Source organism: Streptomyces cylindrosporus (assembly GCF_022698165.1).
In the GTDB taxonomy this organism is placed as follows: domain Bacteria; phylum Actinomycetota; class Actinomycetes; order Streptomycetales; family Streptomycetaceae; genus Streptomyces; species Streptomyces cylindrosporus.
Genome location: NZ_JALDAY010000012.1, coordinates 139,603 through 153,711, shown reverse-complemented (window position 1 = coordinate 153,711; position 14,109 = coordinate 139,603). Strand labels below are relative to the sequence as shown.

16 protein-coding genes are annotated in these 14,109 nt (G+C 68.9%); 6 read left to right on the top strand and 10 right to left on the bottom strand.

What is annotated here, in order from left to right:
• Window positions 1-57: 57 nt before the first annotated feature.
• Together rph and MQP27_RS35715 are read right to left on the bottom strand one after the other, a co-directional pair.
• Complete coding sequence (gene rph / locus MQP27_RS35720) at window positions 58-795, bottom strand: ribonuclease PH (RefSeq protein WP_242773037.1); 738 nt, start codon at window positions 793-795, stop codon at window positions 58-60.
• Between the two features lie 72 nt (window positions 796-867).
• Window positions 868-1,101, bottom strand: coding sequence for a PTS sugar transporter subunit IIB (locus MQP27_RS35715; protein WP_242773036.1), 234 nt, complete (start codon window positions 1,099-1,101; stop codon window positions 868-870).
• A 126-nt stretch (window positions 1,102-1,227) separates the two neighbouring features.
• Between MQP27_RS35715 and MQP27_RS35710 the strand changes: the two genes are divergently transcribed.
• From MQP27_RS35710 to MQP27_RS35690, 5 genes are all read left to right on the top strand, one after another.
• Window positions 1,228-2,520, top strand: a complete 1,293-nt coding sequence (locus MQP27_RS35710) for a PTS transporter subunit EIIC (RefSeq protein WP_242773035.1) — start codon at window positions 1,228-1,230, stop codon at window positions 2,518-2,520.
• A 215-nt stretch (window positions 2,521-2,735) separates the two neighbouring features.
• Window positions 2,736-4,001: a PTS transporter subunit EIIC gene (locus MQP27_RS35705; RefSeq protein WP_242773034.1), complete on the top strand. Its 1,266-nt coding sequence runs from the start codon at window positions 2,736-2,738 to the stop codon at window positions 3,999-4,001.
• A 234-nt stretch (window positions 4,002-4,235) separates the two neighbouring features.
• Window positions 4,236-4,430, top strand: coding sequence for a hypothetical protein (locus tag MQP27_RS35700; protein WP_242773031.1), 195 nt, complete (start codon window positions 4,236-4,238; stop codon window positions 4,428-4,430).
• Between the two features lie 79 nt (window positions 4,431-4,509).
• Entirely contained in the window at window positions 4,510-6,633 is a 2,124-nt protein-coding gene (locus MQP27_RS51495) for a peptidase domain-containing ABC transporter (protein WP_242773029.1), read from the top strand.
• On the top strand, window positions 6,630-7,934 hold the full coding sequence (locus tag MQP27_RS35690) for a glycosyltransferase (RefSeq protein ID WP_242773027.1): 1,305 nt from the start codon (window positions 6,630-6,632) through the stop codon (window positions 7,932-7,934). The genes MQP27_RS51495 and MQP27_RS35690 overlap by 4 nt, the downstream gene beginning before the upstream one ends.
• Window positions 7,935-7,978: 44 nt before the next feature.
• Here MQP27_RS35690 and MQP27_RS35685 read toward each other — a convergent pair whose 3' ends face one another.
• A complete protein-coding gene (locus tag MQP27_RS35685) occupies window positions 7,979-8,731 on the bottom strand; it encodes an MBL fold metallo-hydrolase (RefSeq protein ID WP_242773024.1) in 753 nt (250 codons plus the stop codon).
• Between the two features lie 212 nt (window positions 8,732-8,943).
• Between MQP27_RS35685 and MQP27_RS35680 the strand changes: the two genes are divergently transcribed.
• Window positions 8,944-9,399 (top strand): type II toxin-antitoxin system PemK/MazF family toxin, encoded by a 456-nt coding sequence (locus MQP27_RS35680; RefSeq protein ID WP_242773022.1) that lies wholly within the window; start codon window positions 8,944-8,946, stop codon window positions 9,397-9,399.
• Between the two features lie 19 nt (window positions 9,400-9,418).
• On the opposite strand, the gene MQP27_RS35675 is transcribed toward MQP27_RS35680, so the two are convergent.
• The 7 genes from MQP27_RS35675 to clpS all read right to left on the bottom strand — a co-directional run bounded on the left by MQP27_RS35675 (window position 9,419) and on the right by clpS (window position 14,097).
• Window positions 9,419-10,369: a PLP-dependent cysteine synthase family protein gene (locus tag MQP27_RS35675; protein WP_242773020.1), complete on the bottom strand. Its 951-nt coding sequence runs from the start codon at window positions 10,367-10,369 to the stop codon at window positions 9,419-9,421.
• A 5-nt stretch (window positions 10,370-10,374) separates the two neighbouring features.
• A complete protein-coding gene (locus tag MQP27_RS35670) occupies window positions 10,375-10,653 on the bottom strand; it encodes a MoaD/ThiS family protein (RefSeq protein WP_242773018.1) in 279 nt (92 codons plus the stop codon).
• Between the two features lie 88 nt (window positions 10,654-10,741).
• Entirely contained in the window at window positions 10,742-10,837 is a 96-nt protein-coding gene (locus MQP27_RS51770; RefSeq protein WP_372511401.1) for a putative leader peptide, read from the bottom strand.
• Between the two features lie 79 nt (window positions 10,838-10,916).
• Complete coding sequence (locus MQP27_RS35665; protein ID WP_242773016.1) at window positions 10,917-11,339, bottom strand: M67 family metallopeptidase; 423 nt, start codon at window positions 11,337-11,339, stop codon at window positions 10,917-10,919.
• 75 nt (window positions 11,340-11,414) lie between these two features.
• Window positions 11,415-12,842 carry an amino acid permease gene (locus MQP27_RS35660; protein WP_242773014.1) on the bottom strand — a complete coding sequence of 476 codons (1,428 nt, stop codon included), beginning with the start codon at window positions 12,840-12,842 and terminating at the stop codon, window positions 11,415-11,417.
• A 320-nt stretch (window positions 12,843-13,162) separates the two neighbouring features.
• Complete coding sequence (locus MQP27_RS35655) at window positions 13,163-13,765, bottom strand: DUF2017 domain-containing protein (protein WP_242773012.1); 603 nt, start codon at window positions 13,763-13,765, stop codon at window positions 13,163-13,165.
• Window positions 13,766-13,779: 14 nt separating this feature from the next.
• Entirely contained in the window at window positions 13,780-14,097 is a 318-nt protein-coding gene (clpS, locus tag MQP27_RS35650) for an ATP-dependent Clp protease adapter ClpS (RefSeq protein ID WP_242773010.1), read from the bottom strand.
• Window positions 14,098-14,109: the final 12 nt, after the last annotated feature.

Below are 14,109 nucleotides of genomic sequence, written 5' to 3'. Positions count from 1 at the left end.
GACGCCCCCGAAGGTGTCGGGGGTTGCCCGGCCGACCGCCTTTTCTTGGTGCGCCCTTTACTTTTCGAGGACCGTATCAAGGGCCTTGCGCTGGAGGACGGCGAGTTCTGCGCAGCCGGTGACCGCCAGGTCGAGGAGGGCGTTGAGCTCCTCGCGCGCGAAGGGCTCCGCCTCCGCCGTGCCCTGGACCTCGACGAAGCGGCCGTCGCCGGTGCAGACGACGTTCATGTCGGTGTCGGCGCGGACGTCCTCCTCGTAGCAGAGGTCCAGGAGCGGCACTCCGCCGACGATGCCGACGGAGACCGCCGAGACGGTGCCGGTGAGCGGCTGGCGGCCGGCCTTGATCAGCTTCTTGCCCTGCGCCCAGGCGACGGCGTCGGCGAGGGCCACGTACGCGCCGGTGATCGCCGCCGTGCGCGTGCCGCCGTCGGCCTGCAGGACGTCGCAGTCGAGGACGATCGTGTTCTCGCCGAGCGCCTTGTAGTCGATGACCGCGCGCAGGGAGCGGCCGATGAGGCGGGAGATCTCGTGCGTACGGCCGCCGATCTTGCCACGGACCGATTCGCGGTCGCCGCGGGTGTTGGTGGCGCGGGGCAGCATGGAGTACTCGGCGGTGACCCAGCCCTCGCCGCTGCCCTTGCGCCAGCGGGGGACGCCTTCGGTCACGGAGGCGGTGCAGAAGACCTTGGTGTCGCCGAAGGAGACGAGGACGGAGCCTTCGGCGTGCTTGCTCCAGCCGCGTTCGATGGTGATCGGGCGGAGTTGTTCGGGGGTGCGGCCGTCGATTCGAGACATGCCGTCGAGCCTATCGGCACATGCGGAAAGGGCCCCTCCCGTGGCGGGAAGGAGCCCTCGGACCCTCCGGCCTCACATCATGTCTTCGATCTCCGCCGCGATGGGGTCGGCGTCCGTGCCGATGACGACCTGGATGGCGGTGCCCATCTTGACGACGCCGTGCGCGCCCGCGGCCTTGAGGGCGGCCTCGTCGACCTTGCCGGCGTCGACGACCTCGGTACGCAGGCGGGTGATGCAGCCCTCGACCTCTTCGATGTTCTCGATGCCACCGAGTCCGGCGACGATCTTCTCTGCCTTGCTGGCCATTTCGCTCTCCTCATGCACAGTTGGCCCAACTTCACGAGCGATTGCGCCGCGCGTACCGAAAGCTGACGTCACAGCATCCCAATCGTCGTAACTGGTCTACACCACCTGACGGGCGGTCGCCAACTGATGAGCGCGGACACCACCGAGACCCCTCCCGCGCGCCGACGGTGGCAGTCGGCGTTCCAGGGCCTGCAGAAGATGGGCCGCAGCCTCCAGCTGCCCATCGCGGTACTGCCGGCCGCGGGCATCCTCAACCGGCTCGGCCAGCCCGACGTATTCGGGGACGACGGGCTGGGGTGGACGAACGTCTCCAAGGTGATGGCGGGCGCGGGCGGCGCGCTGCTGGACGGCTCGCTGGGGCTGCCGCTGCTGTTCTGCGTGGGCGTGGCCATCGGCATGGCGAAGAAGGCGGACGGCTCGACCGCGCTCGCCGCGCTCGCGGGGTTCCTCGTCTACTACAACGTGCTGCGGCAGTTCCCGAAGGACTGCGTGGGCGGGGCGAAGGCGGTGGCGGGGATCGGCTGCCAGGCCTCGGACGGGACGGTGGCGGCGTTCACGTACCAGAATCCGGGGGTCTTCGGCGGCATCGTGATGGGGCTGCTGGCGGCCTTCTTCTGGGTGCGGTTCCACCGTACGAAGCTGGTGGACTGGCTCGGCTTCTTCAACGGGCGGCGGCTCGTCCCGATCATCATGGCGTTCGTCGCGATCGTGTTCGCGGCGCTGTGCCTGTGGATCTGGCCGCCGATCGGTGACGGGCTGGAGAACTTCAGCAACTGGCTGAGCGACGCGGGTGCCTGGGGCGCGGGTGTGTTCGGCGTCGCCAACCGCGCGCTGCTCGTCGTGGGCCTGCACCAGTTCCTGAACGTGCCCATCTGGTTCCAGTTCGGGAGTTTCACGAAGCCGGACGGCACGGTCGTGCACGGTGACATCAACATGTTCCTGGCGGGCGATCCGAACGCGGGTCAGTTCACGTCCGGGTTCTTCCCGATCATGATGTTCGCGCTGCCGGCAGCGGCCCTGGCCATCACGCACTGCGCCAGGCCGAGCCGTCGCAAAGAGGTCGGCGGCCTGATGCTCTCGGTCGCGCTGACGTCGTTCGTCACCGGCATCACGGAACCGATCGAGTACTCGTTCCTGTTCATCGCCCCGCTGCTGTACGCGATCCACGCGCTGCTGACCGGGGTGTCGATGGCGGTGACCTGGGGGCTGGGCGTGCACGACGGCTTCAGCTTCAGCGCCGGGCTGATCGACTACATCATCAACTGGAACCTCGCGACGAAACCCTGGGCGATCATTCCGATCGGCCTGTGCTTCGCGGCCGTCTACTACGTCATCTTCCGTTTCGCGATCACGAGATTCGACCTGAAGACCCCCGGCCGGGAGCCGGAGGAGGAGCGCGAGGACGTCACCAAGGCCTGACAGGGGCCGTTCAGCAGCGACAACACCAGCCCTCGGACCACCGGTCCGGGGGCCTTTCGCCGTGTACGGCGCGTAGCGCTCCGGTAGCCGGATTCGCGGGTTCCTTTATGCGGACTTCATCTGCTACAACAGGTCTACACCACTGAGTGGTTTAGACCAGCGACGCCGCCGTCCCACCCTGTCCCCGGGCGGCGCTCTGCCCCCTGGAGGAAGTTGTGACCACGGCCAGCGCCGCTCCCGCGGCCGAGAAGAAGAAAGGCCCCGGCGTGATGGCCGTGCTGCAGCGCATCGGCCGCAGCCTCATGCTGCCGGTCGCCGTGCTGCCCGCCGCCGCACTCCTGGTGCGCCTCGGCAACACCGACATGCTGGGCCGCCCGGAGTTCCCCGCTTTCTTCACCAAGATCGCCGGCTTCATGGCGGCCGGCGGCAACGCCATCCTGGACAACATGCCGCTGCTGTTCGCGGTCGGTATCGCGATCGGCTTCGCCAAGAAGTCGGACGGCTCCACGGCGCTCGCCGCGGTCGTCGGGTACCTGGTCTTCAAGAACGTGCTCGGCACCTTCACCGACAAGAACCTGCCCAAGGTGGCGACGGCCGTCGACGGCAAGGTCGTCATGGTGGACGCCCCGGCGGACGCCAAGGTCCTCGGCGGTGTGGTGATGGGCCTCGTCGTCGCCCTGCTCTACCAGCGCTTCTACCGCACCAAGCTGCCCGACTGGGCGGGCTTCTTCGGCGGCCGACGACTGGTGCCGATCCTCTCGGCGCTCGCGGGTGTGCTGCTCGGCATCGTCTTCGGCTACATCTGGCCGGTCCTCGGCACAGGTCTGCACAACTTCGGCGAGTGGCTGGTGGGTTCGGGTGCCATCGGCGCCGGCATATTCGGTGTCGCCAACCGTGCGCTGATCCCGATCGGCATGCACCACCTGCTGAACTCGTTCCCCTGGCTGCAGGCCGGTGACTACCACGGCAAGAGCGGTGACATCGCGCGGTTCCTGGCCGGCGACCCGACCGCGGGCCAGTTCATGACCGGCTTCTTCCCGATCATGATGTTCGGCCTGCCCGCCGCCTGTCTCGCCATCGTGCACTGCGCCCGTCCCGAGCGCCGCAAGGTGGTCGGCGGCATGATGCTCTCGCTCGCGCTGACCAGCTTCGTCACCGGCGTCACCGAGCCGATCGAGTTCACCTTCATGTTCATCGCACCCGCCCTCTACGCCATCCACGCGGTCCTCACCGGCATCTCCATGGCACTGACCTGGTCGCTGGGCATGCGGGACGGCTTCGGCTTCTCGGCGGGCGCGATCGACTGGTTCCTGAACCTGGGCATCGCGAGCAACCCGTGGGGCCTGGCCCTGGTGGGCCTGTGCTTCGGCGTCGTCTACTACGTCGTCTTCCGCTTCGCGATCATCAGGTTCAACCTGCCCACCCCGGGCCGCGAATCCGACGAGGAGCTCGCCGAACTCCAGAAGGCAGAGGCGAAGTAGGGCACCCGACAACCCGAACGAAGCCGGATTCCCCGCGCCCGCACGGGCCGGGGAATTCGGCGTGCCCGCGCAGGGAGATGCACGGAAAACCTCCTGCAGGAAGACGCAATTTCCGTTCCGTGCGCTCCAGTGACCATGCTCACCCACTGGCCGGCCTTGATCAGCTCCGATTTTCACACCTAAGGTCTGGACCACGCCCATCAGGGCTGTGACCGACAACAAGTGGGGAAAAGAATGAGCATTCAAGCTCTGCGCGACCTGAAGTTCGCCGCACTTACCGACGAAGAGGCAGCCGCCGCCTCGGGCGAGGGCAAGAAGCCGAGCCGGGCCCAGTGCGAATGGATTTTCGCGCAGATCGGAAATCCGCTGTCGTGCAGCTACGGGGACTACTACAAGCTCTGGAAGTCCTTGGGCTGCGACAAGCTGTAGCACGGATACGCGCCCGCCTCTCCCGGAGGCGGGCGCGCGCCCTCTTCTCGTCCAGCCATCCCCGTCCGGGAGTTCTTCGGTGAAGTGGCAGCGTTACCACACCCATCAGTCGGGGGAGACCGACTGCGGCCCGGCCTGTCTGCGCGCCGTCCTCCTGCGGCACGGCACCGCGGTCGACGCGGCGCTGCTGCGCGAGTCCACGGGGCTCGGTGAGCGCGGCTCCAACCTGCTGCGCCTGCGGGAGGTATTGAGCGGGTACGGCGTCGACAGCGAGCTGCTGCGGCTGGACACGGGCCAGTTGGCGCAGGCCGTGCGAGTGGCGGGACCCGCGGTCGTGCTGCTGGACGAGGACGGCGACCGACACTTCGTGGTGGTCCACGAAGTCACCGGCAGCGGTCACTTCGTCATCGGCGACCCCCTGCTGCACCGGCCGATGCGAGTCGCACCCGAGGTGTTGGCCGAAGTCTTCCACGGGGAGGCCCTGGTCACCGACCGGCCCTCGGCACGGCTGCCACTCGGCGCCAGGGTCAGGGCGTCGGCTGCGCGTGGTCTGCTGTGGCAGAGCGTGCGCGCCCACCGCGGACGGCTCTCGCTGATCCTGGCCGCGACCGTCGTCGTGGCACTGGTGGCGCTGCTCAACAGCCTGTTCGTGCAGCTGGCAGTGGACCGCGTGCTGCGGGACGGTTCCCGGCGGGGGCTGGCTCTCATGTCCGCGGAGTTCATCGGCATAGCCCTCGTCGCAGTAGGCGTCCAGTATCTGCGCGGCCGCGCCATCGTTACGCTGAGCCAATCGCTGCAACAGCGGTTGTCCGAACGCTATCTGCACAAACTCCTGCGACTTCCGGCCCATTACCTCAAGAGCCGCCGGGCCGGTGATCTGGTGAGCCGGATCGACGATGTGCAGGAGATCCAGCAACTGGTCACAGCGGCCTCGGTGCGGGCGGCCATCGACCTGTGTGTCGTTTTCTCGGTCGGAGGCTATCTGCTCGTAACGGGACCGGCACTCTTCCTCTTCCTCATTCCGCCCGCCGCAATCAACGTGCTCAGCTCCCTGATCCTCTTCCCGTACATAAGAAATGCCGCCGCGGAAGCACTCCAGCGGGACGCCACCCTGAAGTCGGAAACCCTCAACTCCCTGCGTGGGCAGACGGAGTTGACCAGCTACGGCAGACGTGACTTCGCTTTCGAACGGATGCGGCGGGCACTGCACCGCAGAATCGACTCGGAGACCCGGCTCGGTCGGCTGGAGAACGTCAACTCGGTGATCAAGACGGGCAGCCAGACGGTCTTCACGGTGGTGGCCGCCTGGGCGGGTCTGAGCCGGATGCTCTCCGGCTCGCTCACCGTCGGCGAGGTCTTCGGTTTCCTGACCATGGCCGGCTACTTCCTGGGCGCCATGGACTCTGTGGCCTCCCTCCAGGTCACCGCCCAGCGCACCTCCGCCGCGCTGGGCCGCTACCGGGACGTGGTCCTGCAGCAGGAGGACGTCCGGCCGGCCGTGTCCGCCGACCGGGCCGAGACACCGTTGGAACCCGCCGACATCACGATCCGTGGCCTTCGCTTCCGCCATATCGGCGCCCGGCACGACACGTTCACCGGGCTCGACCTCGCCATCCCGTACGGCACGAGGATGCTACTGGGCGGCGCCAACGGCTCGGGGAAGAGCACCCTCCTCGCCCTACTGGCGGGAGTCCACTCCGGCTACGGCGGCAGCATCACGATCGGCGGGGCCGAGATCTCCCGGGTGCCGGCCGCCGAACTGCCGCACCACGTCCTGTACGTCCCGGAGAACCCGGTCCTGCTGACCGCGTCCCTGCGCGAGAACCTGACTCTAGGCGTCCCGCACAGCACCGCGGATATCCTGGAGGCCTGCCGCGTCGCCTGCTTCCTGGACGTTCTCGACGGTCTGCACGACGGCCTGGACGAGCCGGTGCGCGAATCGGGCGCGGGCCTGTCCCGGGGCCAGATCCAGCGGCTGTCGATCGCCCGCGCGGTGCTTCACGGCCCTCAGGTCTACCTGTTCGACGAGTCCTTCAGCGGCATCGACCGGGACACGTTCGACCGGATCTGGACGGCGCTCCGCGCCGTCAAGGGGACCAAGGTCATGGTCTCGCACGGGCACGTCGGGGACGTCGTGTTCGACCTGGAGCACTCCCTCGGCCCGTCCCCCGACCTCTGCGCAGAAAGCCCGGCCCCACGATGAAGCTCTCCCAGCTGCTCGGCCTCCTCCAGGTACCCGGGGCCGTTCCCACCTCCCGGTTCGCCTCCGACCTCGCGCTGATCGCCTCGGTGTCGCCGGGGCTGGCGGCAGCGCCACTGCCGTCCACGGACGCGGCCGGGCTGGCGGAGGCGTACGCGTCGTACCGCCCTCGCCCGGTGACCGCGGTGGTACTCACCCAGGACGAGGAGGAACGCATAGCCCGCTGTCTGACCGCACTCGCCGAGGACACCGACCGCTGCCTGCTCATCGACTCCGGATCCGCCGACGCCACCGTCGAGCGAGCGCTGCGGGCCCGGGCCGACGCGCGGATCCGTTCCGCGCCCTGGGCCGACGACTTCTCACGGCAACGCAACCTGGCCTTCGACGAGGTCGACGAGGGCTGGCTGTGGTACGTGGACGCCGACGAGGTGCTGGCGCCCGAACACTCGGGCCGGCTGCGGCGGGCCCTGTCCGTGCTCGACTTCCTGCTCGGCACCCGCGACTTCGTCGTCTCGCCGGTGATCGCCGACCAGGGCGGTCCGGCGTACACCAACACCCAGCGCGTCCTGCGGGCGGACGGCCCCTTGCGCTTCCGTGGGCGTGTCCATGAGCACCCCTATGACGCCGAAGGCCGCGCCCCGGAGCGCGTCCAGGTCGATGTGCGCCTCGACCACACCGGGTATCTGCCGGAGGTGATCGAGCGACGAGGCAAACGGCAGCTCTACGTCAGACTCGATCAGCTGGCCCGGGCCGAGGAACCGGACAACCCCAAGTGGGTCTACTACGAGGTCCGCGACGGCCTCGACCGCCGGACGGCCTCCGAAACGGAACTGCGCTCGGCGTTCCGGCGGCTGGCCGAAGCCGCCGGGGACGTCGTCCCGCCCGGGCCGCCCGGCTATCGCACCGAGCGGATCGTCGACTCCTGGAGCCTGCTGTGCGAGCTGGCCCTCCGGCTCGGCGAGACCGACGCCCTCCTGACGTACACCGCTCTGCTGAGCGCGGCCGGGCGGACGGTGGAGGCCACCTACTACCGCACGTTGTTCGAGTCGAGCCGACTGCTGGGCCGGCTCTCGACCCTCGTCGACACGATCGCGTCGGTCGAGGCGGACGAACAACTCGCCGACCGGCACCTCATGGGCCGCCTGTTCGAGCTGCAAGCGACGCTCGCACTGGCCGGCGGCCGCTACGAGGCGGTGCTCCCTGCCTACCGCAAGGCGGTCGCCCGCAGCGCCGGTCACGGAGTGAAGGAGGACTTCACGCAGCTCGCCCGAGTACTGGCCGAGGCACCCGACGCCACATCCTGAACCAGCCCGGGCGGATTCCGCGGCGGGAATCCGCCCGGGCCTGTTCAGATCTCGTACGACCGCCTCGGCGTCGCCAGTTCCACCGGCCCGGAGTACACCGCCCGGGCGTCCGTGAGGTTGACCTGGGGGTCGGTCCACGGGGGGATGTGGGTGAGGAGCAGGCGGCGGGCGCCCGCGCGGGTCGCCGTCTCTCCTGCCTCGCGGCCGTTGAGGTGCAGGTCGGGGATGTTCTCCTTGCCGTGGGTGAACGCGGCCTCGCACAGGAACAGATCGGTGTCGCGGGCGAGTTCGGTCAGGGCCTCGCTCACTCCGGTGTCCCCGGAGTACGTCAGCGACCTGCCGGCGTGCTCGACGCGGATGGCGTACGCCTCCACCGGGTGCGCCACCCGCTCCGTGTGCACGGTGAAGGGGCCGACCTCGAACGTCGACGGCTTGACCGTGTGGAAGTCGAAGACCTCGCTCATCGAGGAGGCGGTGGGGGTGTCGGCGTAGGCCGTGGTCAGGCGGTGTTCGGTGCCCTCGGGGCCGTAGACCGGGATGGGGTCGCAGCGGCCGCCGTCGTGGCGGTAGTAGCGCGCGACGAAGTACGCGCACATGTCGATGCAGTGGTCGGCGTGCAGATGGCTGAGGAAGATCGCGTCGAGGTCGTAGAGACCGCAGTGGCGCTGCAGCTCGCCAAGGGCGCCGTTGCCCATGTCGAGGAGCAGCCGGAAGCCGTCGGCCTCGACGAGGTAGCTCGAGCAGGCCGATTCCGCGGACGGGAACGACCCCGAGCAGCCGACGACGGTGAGCTTCATGAAACAGAAACCTCCGCTGGCGGGACTTTTCTGGGAAGGAGACGGGGGTCGTGCGGTCCGTCGAGCGTAAGGCGCAAAACCCCCCGTCGCTCCTCCGCCAGGGGCCGTTGTGGGCGAACTCACCTGTGGTGTCACCGGTTCGGCTGGAAGCGGGGCGTGTGAGGTGTGAGAGAGGGCGCGCGGCTGCGGGCGCGCGCCGGTAACGTCGTCGTATGGACACGTCCTGGTGGCTGGCGCTCGCGGCGGTGGTACTGCTCGCGCTGGTCGCCACGCTCGTCGACGGCTGGGGGCGCGGGCGCCGGCCCGCGGGGCGGCGGACCCGGCCGCCGGGGCGGCCCGGACCGCGCGGCGGGGGCGGGCGGCCCAAGCCGGCGGAGATCTGGTGGGCGAACGTGCCGTTCGAGGACGGGCCGGGGACGAAGGACCGGCCGTGTCTGGTGCTGGTGGTGCACGGGGAGCGGGCGACGGTCGCGAAGATCACCAGCAAGTACCACGACGAGCGGGCCGGGGTGATCCCGCTGCCGCCGGGGGCCGTCGGCGATGCCAGGGGGCGGGCCAGCTTCCTGGAGACCGACGAGTTGCGCGAGGTTCCCGTGTGGGAGTTCCGGCGGCGGGTGGGGGTGGTGGACCCGGTGCTGTGGGACCAGGTCCGTCACCTCGCGACTTAGGACCTCGCGACTTAGGACCTCACGCCCAGAGCTGGCCCTGGAGCGTCTCGATCGCTTCCTCGGTCGTCGCGGCCGTGTACACGCCCGTCGACAGGTACTTCCAGCCGCCGTCGGCCACGACGAACGCGATGTCGGCGGGCTCCCCCGCCTTGACCGCCTTGTTGCCGACGCCGATCGCCGCGTGCAGGGCCGCGCCCGTGGAGACGCCCGCGAAGATGCCCTCCTGCTGGAGGAGTTCGCGGGTGCGGGTGACGGCGTCCGCGGAGCCGACCGAGAAGCGGGTGGTGAGGACGGAGGCGTCGTACAGCTCGGGTACGAAGCCCTCGTCGAGGTTGCGCAGGCCGTACACCAGGTCGTCGTAGCGCGGTTCGGCGGCGACGATCTTCACGTCCGGCTTGTTCTCGCGGAGGTAGCGGCCGACGCCCATGAGGGTGCCGGTGGTGCCGAGGCCGGCGACGAAGTGGGTGATGGAGGGGAGGTCGGCGAGGATCTCCGGGCCGGTGGTGGCGTAGTGGGCGCCGGCGTTGTCGGGGTTGCCGTACTGGTAGAGCATCACCCAGTCGGGGTGCTCGGCGGAGAGTTCCTTGGCGACGCGTACGGCGGTGTTGGAGCCGCCCGCGGCCGGGGAGGAGATGATCTCGGCGCCCCACATGCCGAGCAGGTCCCGGCGCTCCTGCGAGGTGTTCTCGGGCATCACGCACACCATGCGGTAGCCCTTGAGCTTGGCGGCCATCGCCAAGGAGATACCCGTGTTGCCGGAGGTCGGCTCCAGGATCGTGCAGCCCGGGGTGAGGCGGCCGTCCTTCTCCGCCTGCTCGATCATGTGCAGGGCGGGGCGGTCCTTGACCGAGCCGGTCGGGTTGCGGTCCTCCAGCTTGGCCCAGATGCGGACGTCGGCGGACGGCGAGAGCCGCGGCAGGCACACCAGGGGGGTGTTGCCGACCGCGGCGAGCGGGGAGTCGTACCGCATCCGGATCAGGCCATGCCGCCGGCCACGGCCGGCAGGATCGTGACGTTGTCGCCGTCGGCGACCTTGGTGTTGATGCCCTCCAGGAAGCGGACGTCCTCGTCGTTCAGGTAGACGTTGACGAAGCGGCGCAGCTCGCCGTTGTCCACGATGCGGGCCTGGATGCCCGCGTGCCGGGTCTCGAGGTCGGCGAAGAGCTCGGCGAGGGTGTCCCCGGTGCCCTCCACCGCCTTCTGACCGTCGGTGTAGGTGCGGAGGATGGTGGGGATGCGGACCTCGATGGCCATGGTTGCGGGCTCCTGTCGGGAAGTGTTCTGGTCGGTGGGCGCACGACGACGCGCGCCGCGGCTCACGGCCGTACGGCGGCAGGGAACGTCAACAGATGGCGCTGTTCAGCCTGCACAGGTCGACGTGCAGCCGCGCCACGAGCATGGTGCTCGGCGCCTCGATGCTCACGTCGTTCAGAACCATGGGGTCATCGTATCGATTCCCGGTCGGCCGTCCGGAGTGTGATCTCACATTCCGGACGAATTTCATCCAGGGTTCGAGATCAGTACGCCTCGACCACCCTGACCTCCTCCTCCGTGACCTCGCCTTCCACGATCCGGAACGAGCGGAACTGGAAGTCGCCGAGGCCGTCGGTGTCGGCGGTGGAGACCAGGACGTAGTGGGCGCCGGGCTCGTTGGCGTAGGAGATGTCGGTGCGGGAGGGGTAGGCCTCGGTCGCGGTGTGCGAGTGGTAGACGATCACCGGCTCCTCGTCGCGGTCGTCCATCTCGCGGTAGAGCCTGAGGAGGTCGCCGGAGTCGAACTCGTAGAACGTGGGCGACATGGCCGCGTTGAGCATCGGGATGAAGCGCTCGGGGCGGTCGGAGCCGGCCGGCCCCGCGACGACGCCGCACGCCTCGTCGGGGTGGTCCTTGCGCGCGTGCGCGACGATCTGGTCGACGAGGGCCTGGGTGATGGTCAGCATGTTCGCCAGGATAAGCAGAAGGGCAGCCCTGTACCGATGGGTGGTACGGGGCTGCCCACATGGTGAGCGGAGCGATCAGCCCACCTTCTGCAGCTCCGGCTCGCGGCGCTCGGCGACCTGCGGGTTGCGGGCCTTCAGCACCGCCCAGCCCACGCCCAGCGCGGCGGCCCAGCCGGCCATCACGTACAGGCAGACGCGGGAGTCGGCGTCGTACGCGATCAGGCCCGTGACGAAGAGCAGGAACGCGATCGCGACGTACGAGCACTTCGCGCCGCCGGGGGCGGGGAAGGACGAGGCCGGCAGGCGGCCCGCGTCGACCGCGCGGCGGTACAGGACGTGGCTGATCAGGATCATCAGCCAGGTCCAGATGCCGGCCGCGGTGGCCACCGAGGTGACGTAGCCGAAGGCCTTCTCCGGGACGACGTAGTTGAGGACCACGCCGATGCCCATGAAGAGGACCGAGACCGTGATGCCGAGGGCGGGCGTCCTGGAGGCGGACAGCTTCCTGAAGGCCGCCGGGGCCTCGCCGCTGTCGGCCAGGTTCCGCAGCATGCGGCCCGTGGAGTACATGCCCGAGTTGCAGGAGGACAGGGCCGCGGTGAGGACGACGAAGTTGACGATGCCGGCGCCGGCCGGGATGCCGATCTTCGCGAAGGCGGCGACGAACGGCGAGACGCCCGGGGCGAACTCCGTCCACTTGACGACGCACAGGATGACGGTGAGCGCGCCGACGTAGAAGAGGGCGATGCGCCAGGGGAGGGTGTTGATTGCCTTGGGGAGGGTCTTCTCCGGGTCCTCGGACTCGCCGGCCGTGACGCCGACCAGCTCGACGGCGAGGTACGCGAACATGACGCCCTGGAGGGTCATCAGGGACGAGCCGACGCCCTTGGGGAAGAAGCCGTCGAAGGCCCAGAGGTTGGAGACGGCGGCGGTGTCGCCGGCGCTGCTGAAGCCGAAGGTGAGCACGCCGAGGCCGATGACGATCATGCCGATCAGGGCGGTGACCTTGACCATCGAGAACCAGAACTCCAGCTCGCCGAAGAGCTTCACGGAGATCAGGTTGACCCCGAACAGGACCACCAGGAAGACCAGGGCGGTCACCCACTGCGGGATGTCCGGGAACCAGTAGTTGACGTAGATCGCGGCGGCGGTGAGCTCGGCCATGCCGGTGACCACCCACATCAGCCAGTACGTCCAGCCGGTGAAGTAGCCGAAGAACGGGCCGAGGAACTCGCGGGAGTACTCCGCGAAGGAGCCCGACACCGGGCGGTACAGGAGCAGTTCGCCGAGCGCCCGCATGATGAAGAAGATGATCACGCCGGCGAGGGCGTACATGACGATGAGGCTGGGACCGGCCTTGGCGATGTTCGCCCCGGCTCCCAGGAAGAGGCCGACGCCGATGGCGCCGCCGATCGCGATCATCTGGACCTGGCGGCTGCCGAGTCCGCGCTCGTACCCCTCTTCGGAGGTCTGCCCCGCGTTGTCGACCTGAGCGGAGGTCATGTCTGGTGTGCGCCTTTCTCCATGCCGACCCGGGCCTCTCGTCGGCCTCGGATCGGGTCTCGATCCCCCCGGATTGATGGAGCGGTTGCCCGCCGGCGGTTACCGGCTCGGTGGCGCACCCGGCCGAACATGGGTGGTGTTCGCCGGGCGGTCGTGAAGATTTATCACGGCCGCAACATTGATCATCCGGGCGACTTGTGGCGCATCACACAGGAAGAAGCGGACATACGAGGGTCAACGCGGGCGGTCCCGGCCGCGCCGGTGACGCGATCGTTATCCGGATTTGAGCGTCCTCTGAGCGAACGCCGGAAGGTCGCAACTCAGGGCATAAGGGTGTTCACGAGCGTCTCCTGGAGCCCGCCGAGCCAGAGATAGGCCATCACCATCGGCTTACGGGGGTCCTCGTCCGGGAGCCGGTAGAGGACGTCGGTGTCGTCCTCGTCCTCGATCTCCAGGCGGGAGCCGATCGCCAGGCGCAGGTCGTTGAGCGCGCCCAGCCACTGGCGGGACTCGGCGGTGGAGAGCTTGAGGATCGCGCCGCCGTCGAGGGCCGGGGTGAGGGCGTCCAGGCAGCGGATCACCGCGAGGGCGTTCTCCCGCTTGCCGGCCCGCAGGTCGTTCTCGGTGTAGCGGCGGAACTCGGCGGAGTGCGCCTGCTGCTCCTCGGCCTCCTCGGGGCCGGGGGTGCCCTCGGGGTCGCTGTAGGCGTCCGGGAACAGGCGGCGCAGCACCGGGTCCTTGGGCGGCTCGGTCGGACCCTCGGCGAAGAGCTCGGCGAGGGGGTCGTCGGGGGCGTCCTCACCCGGACCGGGTCCGATGAGCTCCAGGAGCTGGACGGCCAGCGAGCGGATGATGGAGATCTCGACGTCGTCGAGAGCGACGGCGGCGCCGCCGCCGCGGAGCGGTTCGAAGTGTCCAGGCATGAAGGTCAGTTCAGCTACTTCCGGTCCTGCTGGAGGGTGGCCCACAGACCGTAGCCGTGCATGGCCTGCACGTCGCGTTCCATCTCCTCGCGGGTTCCGCTGGAGACGACCGCCCGGCCCTTGTGGTGGACGTCGAGCATCAGTTTCGTGGCCTTGTCCTTCGAGTACCCGAAGTACGTCTGGAAGACGTAGGTCACATAGCTCATGAGGTTGACCGGATCGTTGTGGACGATCGTGACCCAGGGGACGTCCGGCTCGGGGACGGCGAACACCTCTTCCGCCGACTCGGTGCGTTCGATCTCTAGGGGAGCGGGTGACGTCACACGGCCCATGCTGCCACGGGC